We start from the raw sequence: 14320 nt of genomic DNA on the forward strand, positions 1-14320 counted from the left end.
CTCCCTCTGGGAGAGGGTTATCTGACCGACGTCCACGGCCGGCTGAGCAGCACCGCGCAGTTGATCAGGCCCACCAGGGAATAGGTCTGCGGATAGTTGCCCCACAGCTCGCCGTCGGCGAAGCCGATGTCCTCGGACAGCAGGCCGGCGGTGGTGCGGCGGGCCAGCATCTCCTCGAACAGCTCGCGCGCCTCGTCGATGCGCCCGGCCAGGTACAGGGCCTCGACCAGCCAGAAGGTGCAGATGTTGAACGCCGTCTGCGGGGCGCCGAAATCGTCGGGGATGGCGTAGCGCAGCAGGTACGAGCCCTTGCGCAGGCCCGCCTCGATGGCCGCGACGGTGGCGACGTTGCGCGGGTCCCGGGCCTCGATGAAGCGCAGGTCGACCAGCTGCAGCAGGCTGGCGTCCAGCTCGTCGCCCTCGAAGGTGGCGGCGAAGCGGCCCAGGTCCGCGTTCCAGGCGCGCTGGTCGATGGTCCCGCGCACCTTGGCCGCGCGGTCGTTCCAGAACGCGGCGCGGTCGTCGAGGCCCAGCTGGGCGGCGGCGTTGCCCAGGCGGTCGCAGGCCGCCCAGCACATCACCGCCGAATAGGTGTGGACATTGGCCCGGCCGCGGAACTCCCACAGGCTGGCGTCGGGCTGGTCGTGCAGCTGGAAGGCCCGCTCGCCGACGGGCTCCAGGTTCTGGAAATCCTCGACCGTGCCGGGGCGCAACAGGCGCTCGTCAAAGAAGGCCTGGACGGTGGACAGGATGACCTGGCCGTAGACGTCGTGCTGCTGGTGCTCGAAGGCCTGGTTGCCGATCCGCACCGGCCCCATGCCGCGATAGCCGGGCAGGTCGGGGGCGAAGCGCTCGGTCAGCTGCGGCTCGAACCCCACGCCGAACAGCGGCTGGATGTGGCCGCCCGCCGCCCGGTCGACGATGTTGCGCAGGTAGCCGAGGTAGTTCTCCAGGATGTCGACCGCGCCCAGCCGGTTCAGGGCCTGGACCACGTAATAGGCGTCGCGCAGCCAGCAGWAGCGGTAGTCCCAGTTGCGGCCGCTGTCGGCGTGCTCGGGGATCGAGGTGGTCATGGCCGCCACGATCGCCCCGGTCTCCTCGTGCATGCAGAGCTTCAGGGTGATGGCCGCGCGGATCACGGCGCTCTGGTAGTCCAGCGGCACGGCCAGGCCGCGCACCCAGTCCATCCAGTATTCCTGGGTCTGCTGCAGCATGCGGTTGCAGGTGGCCCCGATGTCGGCGTTGAAGCCCTCGTCGGCGCCCAGGAACATGGCGATGGGCTTTTCCAGCCGGAAGGTGCGCTCCTCCAGAACGTGCGACACCGGCCCGTCGGTGGACAGGCGCAGCGTCATGTCCGAGCACAGGTAGCGGATGTGGTTGGAGCCGTGGGTGGTCTCAGCCAGGCGCGCGCCCCAGCTGGCGGTGGGACGCAGGCGGATGGTGATGCGCGCCACGCTGGTCAGCGGGCGGACCAGGCGGATAAAGGCGGTGGGTCGGAAGCTGCGGCCGTACTGCTGGTAGCGGGGCGCGAAGTCGATGATCTCGACGCTGGCCCCGTCGGCGTCGGTGATCACGGTGCGCAGGATCGGGGTGTTGCGCAGGTATTCCTGCTCGACGGTCTGGGCGCCGTCCACCGCCACTTCCCAGGTCCCCTTGGCGGCCGGATCGCCGGGCTCCAGCCCGCCCAGCAGCGAGCTGAACACCGGATCGGAATCGATGCGCGGGGCGCAGGCCCAGACGAAGCGCCCGCAGCGGTCGATCAGGGCGCTGACCGCGCAATTGCCGATCGGGAAGAGGTCGAGGGTCTGGGGCATGGTTGGGTCCAGCTCATCTTGGATTTCAGTTCGAACTGCCGGGCGGGGCGGGCGACGTCACCGTCTGATCAGGATCGGGATGGTCGACTGCTTGCTGGTGTGGGCCGCGACGTGGGCGCCGATGTGTTCGAAGGTGATGTCGGTCGAGGCCGCGCCGATCCTCAGGCCGTCGATCTGCAGGTTGTCGATGCCGATCGGCAGGCGCGGATCGGTCAGGTGCACCTCGCCCCGCCAGCCGTCGATGGTGATGCCCAGGCAGGCCTGCAGCATCATGAAGGCCGAGCCGGCGGCCCAGGCCTGGGGCAGGCAGGCCACCGGATAGGCCACCGGCGGTTCGCCCGGCTGGCGCGGGAAGCCGCAGAACAGCTCGGGCAGGCGCATCTCGTAGTGGGCGGCCGTCTCGAACAGGCCGGAGGTCATCTCGACCACCCCGTCGCGGTGACCGTAACGGGACAGGCCCATGGCGCAGATGGCGGTGTCGTGCGGCCAGACCGAGCCGTTGTGATAGCTCATCGGATTGAAGCGCGGCTCGCCCTGGGCCAGGGTCCGCACGCCGAAGCCGTTGTGGAACGCCGCCGACAGCAGGGCGTCGGCGACCTTCTTGGCGCGGTCCGGCGAGGGCAGGCCGCAGAACAGCAGGTGGCCGGGATTGGAGCCGCGCACGCGGCAGGGCTTGCCGTGGCCGTCGACGGCCATGGCGTAGAAGCCCTTGTCCTCCATCCAGAACCGGGTCTCCACCTCCTGGCGCAGGTGTTCGGCCTTGGCCCGCCAGCGCCTGGCGTTGTMGGGGTCGCCGCGCCGCTCGGCCAGGTCGGCCATGCCCTTGAAGGCGGCGAAGGCGTAGCCCTGGACCTCGACCACGGCGATGGGGCCGTCGGGGAACTTGCCGTCCTCGTGGAAGACGCTGTCCTCGCTGTCCTTCCAGTTCTGGTTCGACAGGCCGGAGTCCAGGCCCCGGGCATAGTCGATCAGGCCGTCGCCGTCGCTGTCGCCGAAATGCTCGATCCAGGCGATGGCCGCCAGCAGCGGCTCCCACAGGCCCTCGATGAAATCCAGATCCCCGGTGCGTTCGGCGTAGGCGCAGGCCAGGGCCACGAACAGCGGCGTGGTGTCGACCCCGCCGTAGTAGCGGCCGAACGGCAGCTCGCCCAGGGCGGTCATCTCGCCCTTGCGGGTCTCGTGCATGATCTTGCCGGGGGCGCTGTCGCGGAAGGCGCTGACCTCCTCGGCCTGGTGCTCGGCCAGATAGCCCAGCACGCCCTTGGCCAGGCCGGGCTCGATCCACAGCACCTGCCAGGCGGTGATGATCGCGTCGCGGCCGAACGGGGTCGAGAACCAGGGGATGCCGGCATAGGGATAGGGGCCGGTGGCGAACTGGGTGGTCAGCAGGGCCAGGTCCGCCCGCGACTTCTCCAGCCAGTCGTTGAAAAGCCGGCCGGAGCTGTGCAGCCGCGCGCCGTGCCGCCGCCGCTTGCGCATGTCGATGCGGGCCCGCGCCGCGGCGGCCCGCCAGCGCTCGCGCGTGGGCGGATGGGCGTTTTCGACTCCGACCTCGATATAGAGGTCGAAATGGGTTTCGGGCGTCAGCATGAACATGAAGTCGGCGCGCTGGGGACCCAGGCGCCCGGGCGGCTCGGAGAACGACACGACGCTGGTGCGCCGCACGCCGTCCAGGCCGTCATAGGCGTAGGAAACGCTGCGGCCGTTCATCTGGGCGGGCAGGACCCGGCCGCGGGCCTGGCGCTTGGAGCCGCGCACCTCGAACATGTCGTGGAAGTCGGCGTCGTATTCCAGGCTGACCGGCAGGATCACCATGTCGCGGCTGTAGTTCACGAAGCGCAGGCGCTCGTACAGCCGCTGGTCCCACAGGAACCGCTTGCGCTCGACGTGGATGGCGCCGTGGGGCGCGGCCGCGCCGCCCAGGGCCGGCAGCGGCTCGTTGGTCGAGTGCGAGGTGAAGAACACGTTGTCCTGCGACACCKCCGCGCTCAGCAAGGCCGGCGAGCGGCCGCCCAGCAACAGGCGCAGGCGCGACAGCAGGCGGGTGTCGTCGTGGAACAGGCCGTCGGCCGCGCCCAACACGTCGCCGAAGGCGTCGGCCACCAGGAAGGTGTCCTTGTCCTTCAGCGCGAACAGCCGGTAGGGGACGCGCGGTTCGCCCGTTTCGCCCTGCTCGACGGCGCCGCCCGGCGTGGGGCCTGGTGTCAGATCGTCCATATCTTTTGGCCTCTTGCGCTGAGGTCCTCGAAAGCCCGCCGCGCCGCGTCTCCGCGGCGGGCGGGTTCCAGATTCCTAAAACCTGATCATGTCTCGGACGGGGCGACCGCGCGGGGCAGGGTCAGGCGCTTTGGGCCAGCGTCAGGCGCGGCGGCGCGGACGCTTCTTCCAGGCGATCATAGAGGTCCAGGTACCGGCGGGCCATGGCCGTGGCCGAGAACCGGGTCTCGAACCGCCGACGGACCTCGAAGCGGTTGATCTCGCCCAGGCGTTGGGCCGCCGCGACGGCGCCGTCCTCGTCGCTGACGATGAAACCGGTCAGGCCGTCCTCGATCACCTCGGGCACCGAACCGCAGTTGTAGGCGATCACCGGCGTGCCGCAGGCCATGGCCTCGATCATCACCAGGCCGAACGGCTCGGGCCAGGCGATGGGGAACACCAGGGCCTCGGCGCCGCCCAGGAAGTCGGACTTCTGATGGTCGCCGATCTCGCCGACGAACTCGATCAGCGGATGGTCCATCAGATGCTCGATCTCGTCGTGGAAATAGGCGCGGTCGGCCGCGTCGATCTTGGCGGCGATCTTCAGCTTCTTGCCCAGGCGCTTGGCGATGGCGATTGCCCGGTCGGGGCCCTTCTCGGGCGAGATGCGACCGAGGAAAGCCAGGTAACCTTCGGATTTCTCGCGGAAATCATAGATCTCTTCGGCCATGCCGTGCAGGACGGTGCCGGCCCAGTTGGCGAAGGGCAGGGGCTGGCGCTGGTCGTCCGAGATCGAGACCAGCGGGAACTGCGGCCAGCGGCGATAGACGCCCGGCAAGTCCTTCAGGTCCAGGCGCCCGTGCAAGGTGGTCAGGGTCTTGCCCGCCATGTCCTCGAACATCGGGAACTGGATCATGTCGGTGTGGAAGTGGATCACGTCGAAGCGGTGGGCCTGGCGTCGGACCTCGGCCAGCATGGCCATGTGGGCGGCCAGGTCCGACTTCAGCGGCGCGGGGTCCAGGCGGATGGCCTGGTCGCGCACGACCACCAGCTCGGCCTTGGTGCGGGCGTCGCCGGAGGCGAACAGAGTCACCTCGTGACCCAGGTCGACGAGGGCGTCGGTGAGGTGGGCCACGACCCTTTCGGTACCTCCATAGAAACGCGGGGGCACAGCTTCGTACAGGGGCGGAACCTGGGCGATTCTCATCGACGAAATCCTGACGCGGGAAGGGCGCTCCGATGCGCCCCGACGTCGGATCAAACCGCTGGTGTGGCGTTAAGGTTCCGCATGGAAAATAAAGAACCATAAGCGGTCTGAACCGTTCGCCTAACACGATACGGGCGTTGACGCGCCGGGGTCGTGACGGCCATCTGAGAGTGCGCGGACTGGCCGCGCACGAGCGTGCGGCGAGACCTTTCGACGGTGATCAAGTCCTGGACCAAACGTGACGCACTGCTTGGCGGCGCGCTTTCCCTTTTCACCCTGTCGTCGGCGGCCGCGCAGATCCAGAACCCGCCCCTGGTGAAGGCCCCGCAGCGGGCCCCGCAGCAGCCGGTCCCCGCGCCGACCCCGCCGACCAGCGTCGCGCTGCGGCCCGACCAGATCGACCTGCTGATCCGCACCCTGGGCCAGGCCCACACCCACGGCTTCGAGCCCAGCGCCTTCGCGCCCGATCCGCTGCTGCCGCTGCTGAGCGCCCGCGACGCCCTGACCCGCCAGGGCGCCCAGGCCCAGCTGATCGACCTGACCCTGCGCTACGCCCGGGCCGTGCGCACCGGCCGCCTGGCGCCGGAGGCCTTCCTCGAGGACTGGGGCCTGCGTCCCATGCCCTACGATCCGGGCCCCGACTTCGTGCTGGCCGTCCAGCAGGACCGCCTGGGCCCGTGGCTGGACAGCCTGCCGCCGCCCTATACCGGCTACCAGACCCTGCGGAAGGGCCTGGCGACCTATCGCGACATCGCCGCCAAGGGCGGCTGGAAGCCGCTGGCGTCGGGCGAGCCGCTGAAGCTGGGCGCCAAGGACGATCCGCGCATCGTCGCCCTGGAGGCCCGGCTGGCGGTCGAGGACGCGACGGTGGCCGTCGACAAGGCCCCGGTGTTCGACGAGGCCCTGCAGCAAGCGCTGATGCGCGCCCAGAAGCGCTTCGGCCTCAATCCCGACGGCGGGCTGGGTCCGGCCACCCTGGCGGCCCTGAACGTCCCCGTCGAGCGCCGGATCGACCAGATCCTGGCCAATATGGAGCGCTGGCGCTGGCTGCCCCAGCAGCTGCCGGCCGACCGCATCCAGGTCAACATCGCCGCCGCGGTGATGAGCGTCTTCCATGACGACGCCCCCAACCTGACCATGCGGGCGGTGACCGGCCGTCCGGGCGACGAGACGCCGATGCTGCAGTCGACGATCCACTCGATCGTGCTCAATCCGCCGTGGAACGTGCCGTCGTCGATCGCCAGCAAGGAGCTGTGGCCCAAGGAGCGGGCCAATCCCGGCTATCTGGCCCGCAACGACTTCATCGTCATCTCGACGGGCGAGGGGACCTCGCGCCTGCAACAGAAGGCCGGCCCCAAGGCCGCCCTGGGCCTGGTGAAGTTCGACTTCGACAACCCCTACGGCGTCTATCTCCACGACACGCCCAGCCGTTCGAAGTTCTCCAGCTTCAGCCGCCTGGCCAGCCACGGCTGCGTGCGCCTGGAAAAGCCGATCCCGCTGGCCAAGCAGCTGCTGGCCACCAATCCCGACTGGCAGCCGGACGTGGTCGACGCCACCATCGCCTCGGGCAAGACGGTGCGCGCCCAGCTGGGTCAACCCATCGCGGTCTTCCTGCTGTACTGGACGGCCTACATGACCCCGGACGGGCAGATGAACTTCCGCGACGACCCGTACGGCTGGGACACCGTGCTGGTGCAGCGTATTGCCGCATCACGCCCCGGCTCAGCTTGACCCCCGGGCTCTCCTGAGGCCTCTTCCCCGGCGTTGGGCTTTTCAATTTGGAAAGACTCAGTCGGCTTTAGTGCTCGCGTGAGGGTCGCCAAGTGCGGCGGCCCGGCCTTCCGGCGCTCGCGAGGTCAGTCCGGGGAAGCGTACCATGATCGAACGACGCAAGCTGTTGGGGCTCGGCCTCGGCGTGCTCGGGGCGAGCGCGGTGGGGCCGATGGCGGCCTTCGCCCAGTCGAAACTGGGGATCTCCGATCCGATCGCCGATCTTCTCCAGCGTCAGCAGGACCTGCCCGAGGGCATGGCCGACGACGCCCTTCCGGCCGCCGCCGCCGCGCCGGTCGCGGCCCCGGCGATCCAGTCCCGCGCCGCCTCGCGCGCGCCCCGCTGGCTGAAGCTGCACAACATCCACACCCAGGAAAAGATCGAGGCGGTCTATTTCGAGAAGGGCGAATACGTGCCCGACGCCGTCCAGGCGCTCGACAAGGTGCTGCGCGACTACCGCACCGGCGACGTCTATTCGATGCATCCGGAGCTGTTCGACACCTTGGCGGACCTGCACCAGAAGACCGGATCTTCGTCGCACTTCCAGGTGATCTCGGGTTACCGCTCGCCCAGGACCAACGCCATGTTGCATGAACGCAGCGGTCAGGTCGCCAAGCGCAGCTTGCACATGGACGGCAAGGCCATGGATGTCTATCTGGAGGACGTCGCTCTGGATCGTCTGCGGGCCGCCGCCTTGGATCTCGGACGCGGTGGAGTGGGTTATTACCCCGTCAGCAATTTCGTCCACGTCGACGTCGGACCCGTCCGGCGTTGGGTCGGCTCCTAAGAGGGCCGCACACCAGAGGAAAGCCCGGATGGCCAAGGCCGAACGTCACAGCAACCCGTTCGGATGGATTCTCCTGGGAGCCCTGGTCGGCGCCATCGCCACCGCCGGCGTGCTGCTGATGGCCTCCACCATGAATCTCAATCGCGGCTACGAAGAGGGCCCGACCGAGATCCGCACCGCCGCCGACGACGCGGCCGCCGCGGCCGCGGCCCGGCCGACCCCGGTGGCCACCGCCCCTAAGCCCGAACAGCCGGCCCCGGTCGCCGTCGCCCCGGCCCCGACCGAACAGCCGTCGGTCGACGCCCAGATGGCCGACGACGCCGCCGCCGCGGGCATGACCTCGCGCGCCGCCCAGCCCACGAACTAGCGGGCGACGAACTAGGCCGCGTCGCTCTCGGGCTTCTTCACGGTCGTCAGGAAATTCCGCGCCGCCGTCCGGTGCATCACCGCCAGGGCGTCCTCCAGCGCATCGATGCGCTCGGCCTGCTTCAGGACCAGCCGCTCCAGGTCCTGCAGGCGCTCCTCGATAGGGTCTCGGATGATCGGCTCTCGCATGATGTCCTCCGCGTTCCGGGGCCATCGAGCGCCCGGCGCGAGGAGAGGTCAAGACCGGTGCGTTTGCACACGAAGAGAAAAGGCCCCGGATCGCTCCGGGGCCTTTCCTTTCGCGCGGGCCGGAAGCCTTACGACTTCGGCGCGACCATCGGCGGCAGCTTGCCGGCGGCGGCCTTCATGGCCTCGTGCTGGGCGGGGGGCAGGGGGATCAGGCCGCGGCCTTGCAGGTAGCCGCCACGACCGGTCGCGGAGTCGGACACGAACTCGGCGATGAATTCCTTCAGGCCCGGGGTCACCCCGACCTGGTCCTTCTTGACGTAGATGTAGAGCGAGCGCGACAGCGGGTACTGGCCGCTGGCGATCGTCTGGGCCGAGGGCTTCACGCCGTTGACGGCCGCGCCCTTGATGCGGTTGGCGTTCTCTTCGAGGAAGCTGTAGCCGAACACGCCCAGGGCGCCCGGGGTCTTCTCGATGGTGCCGACGATGGCGTTGTCGTTCTCGCCGGCGTCGACCCAGGCGCCGTCCGTGCGCAGCGGATCGACCTTGGCCTTGAAGGCCTTCTCGTCGCTTTCGGCCAGCGACTTGGCGGTCGGGAACTTCTTGGCGCCGTTCTCGATGGCCAGCTCGACGAAGGCGTCGCGGGTGCCCGAGGTGGGCGGCGGGCCGTAGACCAGGATGCGGTTGGCCGGCAGCCCGGCGCCGACGTCTTTCCAGCTCTTGTACGGGTTGGCCACGAACTGGCCGCCGCGCAGCACGTTCTGGCCCAGGCCCAGGAACAGGTGCTCGACCTTGAAGCTGTAGTCGGGCGAGGACTTGTCCATGGCCACGACGATGCCGTCGAAGCCGATCTTCAGCTCGACGATGTTGTTGACGCCCTTGGCCTTGCAGGCCTCGAACTCGGACTTCTTCATCGGCCGCGAGGCGTTGGCGATGTCGGGGAACTTCTCGCCCATGCCGCCGCAGAACATCTTGATGCCGCCGCCGGTGCCCAGGCTCTCGACCTTGGGCGACTTCTTGCCGGTCTTCTTGGCGAAGTTCTCGGCGGTGCGGGTGGCGAAGGGGAACACGGTCGACGAACCGGCGGCCCAGACATAGTCGCGGGCGGCGTGGGCGCTGGAGGCGCCGGCCAGCAGGCCGAGCGCGGCGGTGGCTCCGAGCAGGGTCTTCATAGGGGACATTCCTACTTTCGAGGGGGCGAGAAGGAGGGAACGGACAAACTGTACGTCCTGTGCCGCCGTCATTTGTCACAGTTTGGCGACAGATTTGCGACAGCGTCCGTTCACGGACGATCCCTCCCGCCCTACAGCAGGTCCAGCACCCGCTCCTTGGGTCGGCACAGGGCCACGCCCTTGGGGGTGACGACGATCGGACGCTCGACCAGGATCGGCTCGGCGACCATGGCGTCCAGAATCTGGTCGTCGGTGACGCCCGGCGCGGTCAGGCCTAGGGCCTCGGCCGGCGTGCCGCGCACCCGCAGCCACTCATGCGGACGCACGCCCGCCTGGGCCATCAGCTCGGCCAGCTGCTGGCGGGTCCAGGGGCGCTTCAGGTACTCGATGATCGACGGCTCGTGGCCGGCGTCGCGGATCATCTGGAGGACGTTGCGCGAGGTCCCGCAGTTCGGGTTGTGGAAGATGGTGATGGGAAAGTCGCTCATGGCCCCGGTGAACCAGCCGCCGCGAGCCGTGTAAAGGCCGGACGCGTCAGACGGTCGCGGCGGTCCGTGCGGTCAAGTCAACCAAGCGGCAACCCCGCCGGGCGATCCTTCGCGCCAGTAAGCGTAGAGGACTTTCCCCATGACCGCCTTCGCCGCCCTGCGCAGCATGGCCTTCGCCTGCCTGATCGCCTGCGCCGCCATGACCGCCGCCTGGAGCAGCCTGCGCCACGCGGCCTGGCCGCATGACGAGGATCGCGGCGACGTGGTGTGGATCAGGACGGCGAGCCGCTAGGACTCCACGACCTCGATCGTCGGCGTTCCCGCCACCTCCAGCCGGATCAGGCCGCGGCCCGGCCGGGACAGGCGGATCGGCGCGGCCTTCTCGTCCAGCCGGCGCTTGAGAAGGATCAGCCGGGTTTCCAGATTGTCCTTCAGGTCGGGCAGGCGCAGGCGCGCGTCCAGCCGCAGCTCGCGATTGCTGAAGTCGCCGCGCCCTTCGTCCAGCCAGAGGCGCAGGAAGTGGTGCAGCAGCCGCCCCGGCACGCCCTTGATCAGATAGGCGTCGTCGACGAACACGCTGTCGTCGAACGGGTAGTAGCGCACCCTGAAGGGGCGGTCCCCGCGCGCCGCGATGACCTGGGGCGGCTCCGGCTGGCGGTCCGCGCCGGCGGCCAATTGCGCGGCGAGTAAGGCGGCGACCAGGGCCAGGGCCTGTTCGTCCTCCGGCGCGAAGGCGAAACGGGTCGCGGCCTCGACGAAGATCACGCCCCGGACCTTGCCGCCGGCGATCATCGGCGCGGCCAGCTGGCTGAGCGGGTCGGGCAGGCCGGGCAGGGGGATCACCCGCAGGACGTCCAGCTCGGCCTGCGACAGGGCCGCGCCGGCCAGGCGCTGGCCTCGGCTGAGGTCGGCGATGCGGACGGGCCGGCCGGTCTGGGCGGCGATGCCGATCGCCCCGGCCCCCATMGGGACCTCGGACCCGACGCMGCCGGCGGGATAGCCCCGGCTGGCCAGCAGCGCCAGGCTGGCCTCGGCCTCATCCAGGGCCAGGATCATGGCGTGGGGGAAGCCGAGCTCGGCGTCCAGCCGCTCCAGCGCCACGTCCAGGGCGGCGTCGGGATCGGACTGGGCCGCCAGGGCGTCGGCCACCCGGCCGACGGCGGCCAGGCGCCGGTCGGGCGGCGCGACGGCGGCGGCGGGCGTCTCCGCGAAGCTCGGCGTCGGCCGCAGGCCCTCCACGCGATAGACGTCCGCGCCGCGCAGCCGCATCACCTCGGCCATGGCGCCGTGGCGCATGGACAGGGCCTTGAGATGGGCGTCCATCCGCTCGAACAGTTCGCCCGCCTCGACCGAGCGGTCGAAGGCCAGGTCCGCGACGTATTGCCGGCCACTGCGGCCGTCGACCATCAGCAAGGCCGCCCGCCCGGTCTGGCGGACATTGGCCGCCGTCTTGGAGAAGAACTGGTTCGACACGGCCAGGCGCGCGTCGTCGACCAGGAACACTTGCGACAGGTACGAGGCGTTCGGCAGGCCGTCGGCGTCCAGCGTGGCGATCACCGACGGGATCACGCCTTCGAAACAGTCGCTCAGGTCGGACAGCCGCATGGTCAGGCGTCCTGCAGGGCCCGGCCCGCCTGGGGGCCGGGGGTCTGGTCGTAGACCGACAGGGGGCTCATGCCCACGCGGACCAGCTCGCGGTCGACCAGCCAGTGGTCGATCAGGCCGTCGGCGACGCCCAGGCCGTTCAGGACGGCCCGCGTGTCCGCCACGTACCGCCGCGCCAGGGCCAGGTCGGCGGCGTCGAGAGGGCCGGCGTCCAGCACGCATCCCTTGACCTGGTAGGTCCGGTAGGTGGCCGGCCGGCAGAAGGTGACGGCCAGGCCGGCGCCGCTCGTGCAGCCGCCCGCGACCTCCGGCCACTGGGCGCGCGAGAAGAAGACGTCCAGGCGCGTCCCGTCGTCCGAGGCCCGGGCGCCCAGGCCGCGCGCGATCGCCGGGCGGCCCTCCAGGTCCCGCACCGCCAGGATCATCATCACCGGCTCGTGGACGAACCCGATCAGCTCGCGATTCAGCACGCCTCGCCCCTGCAGAAGTCCGGGAAGTCTAGGCGGATAGGACGATCTTAGGAAAGGGCGGCGGCGCTTAGGAACCATTTAGGATGAGTGGGAGAACGACGATCGCTAGAGGTCCCGGCCTTCGCCCACGGCCCCCGCCGGCGGGCGCCTCCATTCCGGGAACGATCGACATGCAAACCGCACCGGCGCCCACGCCGCGTCACGACATCTATGGGCCGATCCACAAGGGCCTGCGCCGGGCCCACGCCGAGCTGATGGGCCGGCTGGGCTGGGCCGACTGGCGCGCGGACCAGGCGCCGCTGCTGGCCGACCTGCGCGAGCACCTGCGCCTGGGCGCCAAGCACCTGGCGCACGAGGAGGCCCACATCCATCCGGCGCTGGACGCCCGCGCGCCCCAGGCCGCCGCGCGGCTGGATCACCAGCACGGCCACCATCGCGCGCGCTTCGCCGAGGTCGAGCACCGCCTCCGCGCCGTCGAGGCCGGCGGCGGTCCCGAGGCCGGCCGCGCCCTCTATCTGGAGTTCGCCCAGCTGGTGTCGGAGGACCTGGCCCACATGCACGAGGAGGAGACCACGACCTGGCCGCGCCTGTGCGCCCTGTTCACCGATGAGGAGCTGATCGGGATGGAGATGGCCATCATCTCCAGCCTGACGCCCGAGGACACGATCGCCTTCATGCGCATCATGATCCCGGCGATGAACCGCGACGAGCGGGCAGGCATGCTGGGCGGCATGAAGGCCGGCGCGCCGCCGGAGGCCTTCGCGGCGGTGTTCGAGCACGCGGTGCGGGCGACCCTGGGCGCCAACGACCTGGAGGACCTGGCCCGCCTGGGCGTGGCGGCCTAGTCCTCGGGCTCGCCCTGGACCCCAGCGGCCTTGCTGACCCGTTCGGCCAGGGCCGTCGCGCCGGCGTCGTCGGCGGCGATGTCGCCCTGGTCCTCGAGGTCGGGCCGAGGCTGCTTTTTCAGCGCGTCTTCCAGGTCTTCTTCGCTCTTTCGGTCGGTCATGGCGATCTCCTGTCGAGCAGGAGTCAGCGTCCGACCCGGCGATGGGTTGCCGCTACTTCGCGATCCCGAAGCGGAACTCGGTCGTCTGCTTGAACACCTGGCCCGGCCGCAGGATGGTGGACGGGAAGTTCGGGTGGTTGGGGCTGTCGGCGAAGTGCTGGGTCTCGATCGCCAGGCCCGCGCCCTTCTCGAGGCCGGTCCCGTCGGGTCGCTTCAGCGTTCCATTGAAGCTGTTGGCGGTGAACAGCTGGACGCCCGGCTGGGTGGTGGCCGCCTCCAGGGTGCGGCCGCTGGCGGCGTCGACCACCCGCACGGCCGGGACCAGCCGGCCGCGCCCGCCGCCGTCGACGACGAAGTTGTGGTCGAAGCCGTTGGCGAACTTGATCTGCGGATCGTCGGCCGTGACCCGGTCGCCCAGCCGCGTGGGCTTGCGCAGGTCCAGGGCCGTGCCGGCCACCGGGGCGATCTCGCCGGTCGGCAGCTTGCGGGCGTTGATCGGGGTGAAGGTCTGGGCCAGCACCTGGGCGGTCTGGTCGTAGACGGTCCCGCCGCCCGCCAGGTTGAAATAGACGTGGTGGCTGAGGTTGATCACCGTCGGCTTGTCGGTGACGGCCTGGTAGTCGATGCGCAGGGCGTTCTTGCGGGTGACCGTATAGGTCACGGTCGCCTTCAGGGTCCCGGGATAGCCGCCTTCGCCGTCGACGGCGGTGTAGGCCAGGGTCACGCCCGCCGCGCCGTGGCGCTGGAAGGTCGTCCCCGTCCACAGCCGCGTGGCGAAGCCGGTGGGACCGCCGTGCGAGGAGACGCCCTCGGCGCCGCTGGGCAGGTCGTATCGGGTCCCGTCGATCGTGAAGCCGCCGTTCGAGATGCGGTTGGCGTAGCGGCCCAGCAGCGAGCTGAAATTGGCCCGGGCCTCGTAGGCCTTCAGGTCGGCCAGCTCCAGGACCACGTTCTGGACCCGGCCCTGGCGGTCGGGGACGTTCACCTGGGTGATGACGCCGCCGTACGACAGCACCTTCACGCTCATGCCGTGGTCGTTCTTCAGCGTGAAGACCTCGACCGGCGCGCCGGCGGCGGTGACGCCGTAGGGCGCGCGCGTGGCTTCGGCGGCCAGGGCCGGGCCGGCGGCCAGCAGCAGGGCGGCGGTGGCGAGGGTCAGGGTCCTGTACGCGGCGACAGCCATGGTTTCCTTCCCGGATCGCTCGTGTGGAGCTGTTCTGGAAACCGGTGTCAGCCAAACGATGGGCGAGATC

The 14320-nt window shown here is 70.0% G+C and carries 15 protein-coding genes; 5 read left to right on the forward strand and 10 right to left on the reverse strand.

Annotated elements, in window-relative coordinates; all coding sequences use genetic code 11:
* Nucleotides 1–17: 17 nt before the first annotated feature.
* The 3 genes from AC1U89_RS14725 to AC1U89_RS14735 form a co-directional block, all read right to left on the reverse strand.
* Entirely contained in the window at nt 18–1814 is a 1797-nt protein-coding gene (locus AC1U89_RS14725) for a glycoside hydrolase family 15 protein (protein WP_479900438.1), read from the reverse strand.
* A 57-nt stretch (nt 1815–1871) separates the two neighbouring features.
* Nucleotides 1872–4031 (reverse strand): amylo-alpha-1,6-glucosidase, encoded by a 2160-nt coding sequence (locus AC1U89_RS14730; RefSeq protein ID WP_479900439.1) that lies wholly within the window; start codon nt 4029–4031, stop codon nt 1872–1874.
* A 121-nt stretch (nt 4032–4152) separates the two neighbouring features.
* Entirely contained in the window at nt 4153–5217 is a 1065-nt protein-coding gene (locus AC1U89_RS14735) for a glycosyltransferase family 4 protein (protein WP_479900440.1), read from the reverse strand.
* A gap of 195 nt (nt 5218–5412) precedes the next feature.
* On the opposite strand from AC1U89_RS14735, the gene AC1U89_RS14740 reads away from it, so the two are divergent.
* The 3 genes from AC1U89_RS14740 to AC1U89_RS14750 all read left to right on the forward strand — a co-directional run bounded on the left by AC1U89_RS14740 (nt 5413) and on the right by AC1U89_RS14750 (nt 8141).
* On the forward strand, nt 5413–6948 hold the full coding sequence (locus AC1U89_RS14740) for a L,D-transpeptidase family protein (RefSeq protein WP_479900441.1): 1536 nt from the start codon (nt 5413–5415) through the stop codon (nt 6946–6948).
* A 145-nt stretch (nt 6949–7093) separates the two neighbouring features.
* A complete protein-coding gene (gene mepK, locus AC1U89_RS14745) occupies nt 7094–7774 on the forward strand; it encodes a peptidoglycan L,D-endopeptidase MepK (protein ID WP_479900442.1) in 681 nt (226 codons plus the stop codon).
* 28 nt (nt 7775–7802) lie between these two features.
* Nucleotides 7803–8141 carry a hypothetical protein gene (locus AC1U89_RS14750; protein WP_479900443.1) on the forward strand — a complete coding sequence of 113 codons (339 nt, stop codon included), beginning with the start codon at nt 7803–7805 and terminating at the stop codon, nt 8139–8141.
* A gap of 11 nt (nt 8142–8152) precedes the next feature.
* Here the strand turns inward: AC1U89_RS14750 and AC1U89_RS14755 are convergent, their stop codons facing one another.
* The 3 genes from AC1U89_RS14755 to arsC all read right to left on the reverse strand — a co-directional run bounded on the left by AC1U89_RS14755 (nt 8153) and on the right by arsC (nt 9986).
* Nucleotides 8153–8329: a hypothetical protein gene (locus AC1U89_RS14755; RefSeq protein ID WP_479900444.1), complete on the reverse strand. Its 177-nt coding sequence runs from the start codon at nt 8327–8329 to the stop codon at nt 8153–8155.
* A gap of 128 nt (nt 8330–8457) precedes the next feature.
* Nucleotides 8458–9498 (reverse strand): substrate-binding domain-containing protein, encoded by a 1041-nt coding sequence (locus tag AC1U89_RS14760; protein WP_479900445.1) that lies wholly within the window; start codon nt 9496–9498, stop codon nt 8458–8460.
* Between the two features lie 131 nt (nt 9499–9629).
* Complete coding sequence (arsC, locus tag AC1U89_RS14765; protein WP_479900446.1) at nt 9630–9986, reverse strand: arsenate reductase (glutaredoxin); 357 nt, start codon at nt 9984–9986, stop codon at nt 9630–9632.
* A 139-nt stretch (nt 9987–10125) separates the two neighbouring features.
* Here arsC and AC1U89_RS14770 point away from each other — a divergent pair, with 139 nt between their 5' ends.
* Nucleotides 10126–10278 (forward strand): hypothetical protein, encoded by a 153-nt coding sequence (locus tag AC1U89_RS14770; protein ID WP_479900447.1) that lies wholly within the window; start codon nt 10126–10128, stop codon nt 10276–10278.
* Here the strand turns inward: AC1U89_RS14770 and AC1U89_RS14775 are convergent.
* Nucleotides 10275–11591 (reverse strand): GAF domain-containing protein, encoded by a 1317-nt coding sequence (locus tag AC1U89_RS14775; protein WP_479900448.1) that lies wholly within the window; start codon nt 11589–11591, stop codon nt 10275–10277. The genes AC1U89_RS14770 and AC1U89_RS14775 overlap by 4 nt on opposite strands.
* Before the next feature lie 2 nt (nt 11592–11593).
* Nucleotides 11594–12061, reverse strand: a complete 468-nt coding sequence (locus AC1U89_RS14780; RefSeq protein ID WP_479900449.1) for a hypothetical protein — start codon at nt 12059–12061, stop codon at nt 11594–11596.
* A gap of 170 nt (nt 12062–12231) precedes the next feature.
* Between AC1U89_RS14780 and AC1U89_RS14785 the strand changes: the two genes are divergently transcribed.
* On the forward strand, nt 12232–12906 hold the full coding sequence (locus AC1U89_RS14785; RefSeq protein ID WP_479900450.1) for a hemerythrin domain-containing protein: 675 nt from the start codon (nt 12232–12234) through the stop codon (nt 12904–12906).
* Here AC1U89_RS14785 and AC1U89_RS14790 read toward each other — a convergent pair.
* Both AC1U89_RS14790 and AC1U89_RS14795 read right to left on the reverse strand, forming a co-directional pair.
* Nucleotides 12903–13067, reverse strand: coding sequence for a hypothetical protein (locus AC1U89_RS14790; protein ID WP_479900451.1), 165 nt, complete (start codon nt 13065–13067; stop codon nt 12903–12905). The two genes, AC1U89_RS14785 and AC1U89_RS14790, sit on opposite strands and share 4 nt — an antisense overlap.
* Nucleotides 13068–13119: 52 nt before the next feature.
* On the reverse strand, nt 13120–14250 hold the full coding sequence (locus AC1U89_RS14795; RefSeq protein ID WP_479900452.1) for an aldose epimerase family protein: 1131 nt from the start codon (nt 14248–14250) through the stop codon (nt 13120–13122).
* Nucleotides 14251–14320: the final 70 nt, after the last annotated feature.

It is taken from the genome of Caulobacter sp. 05T431, assembly GCF_056665975.1.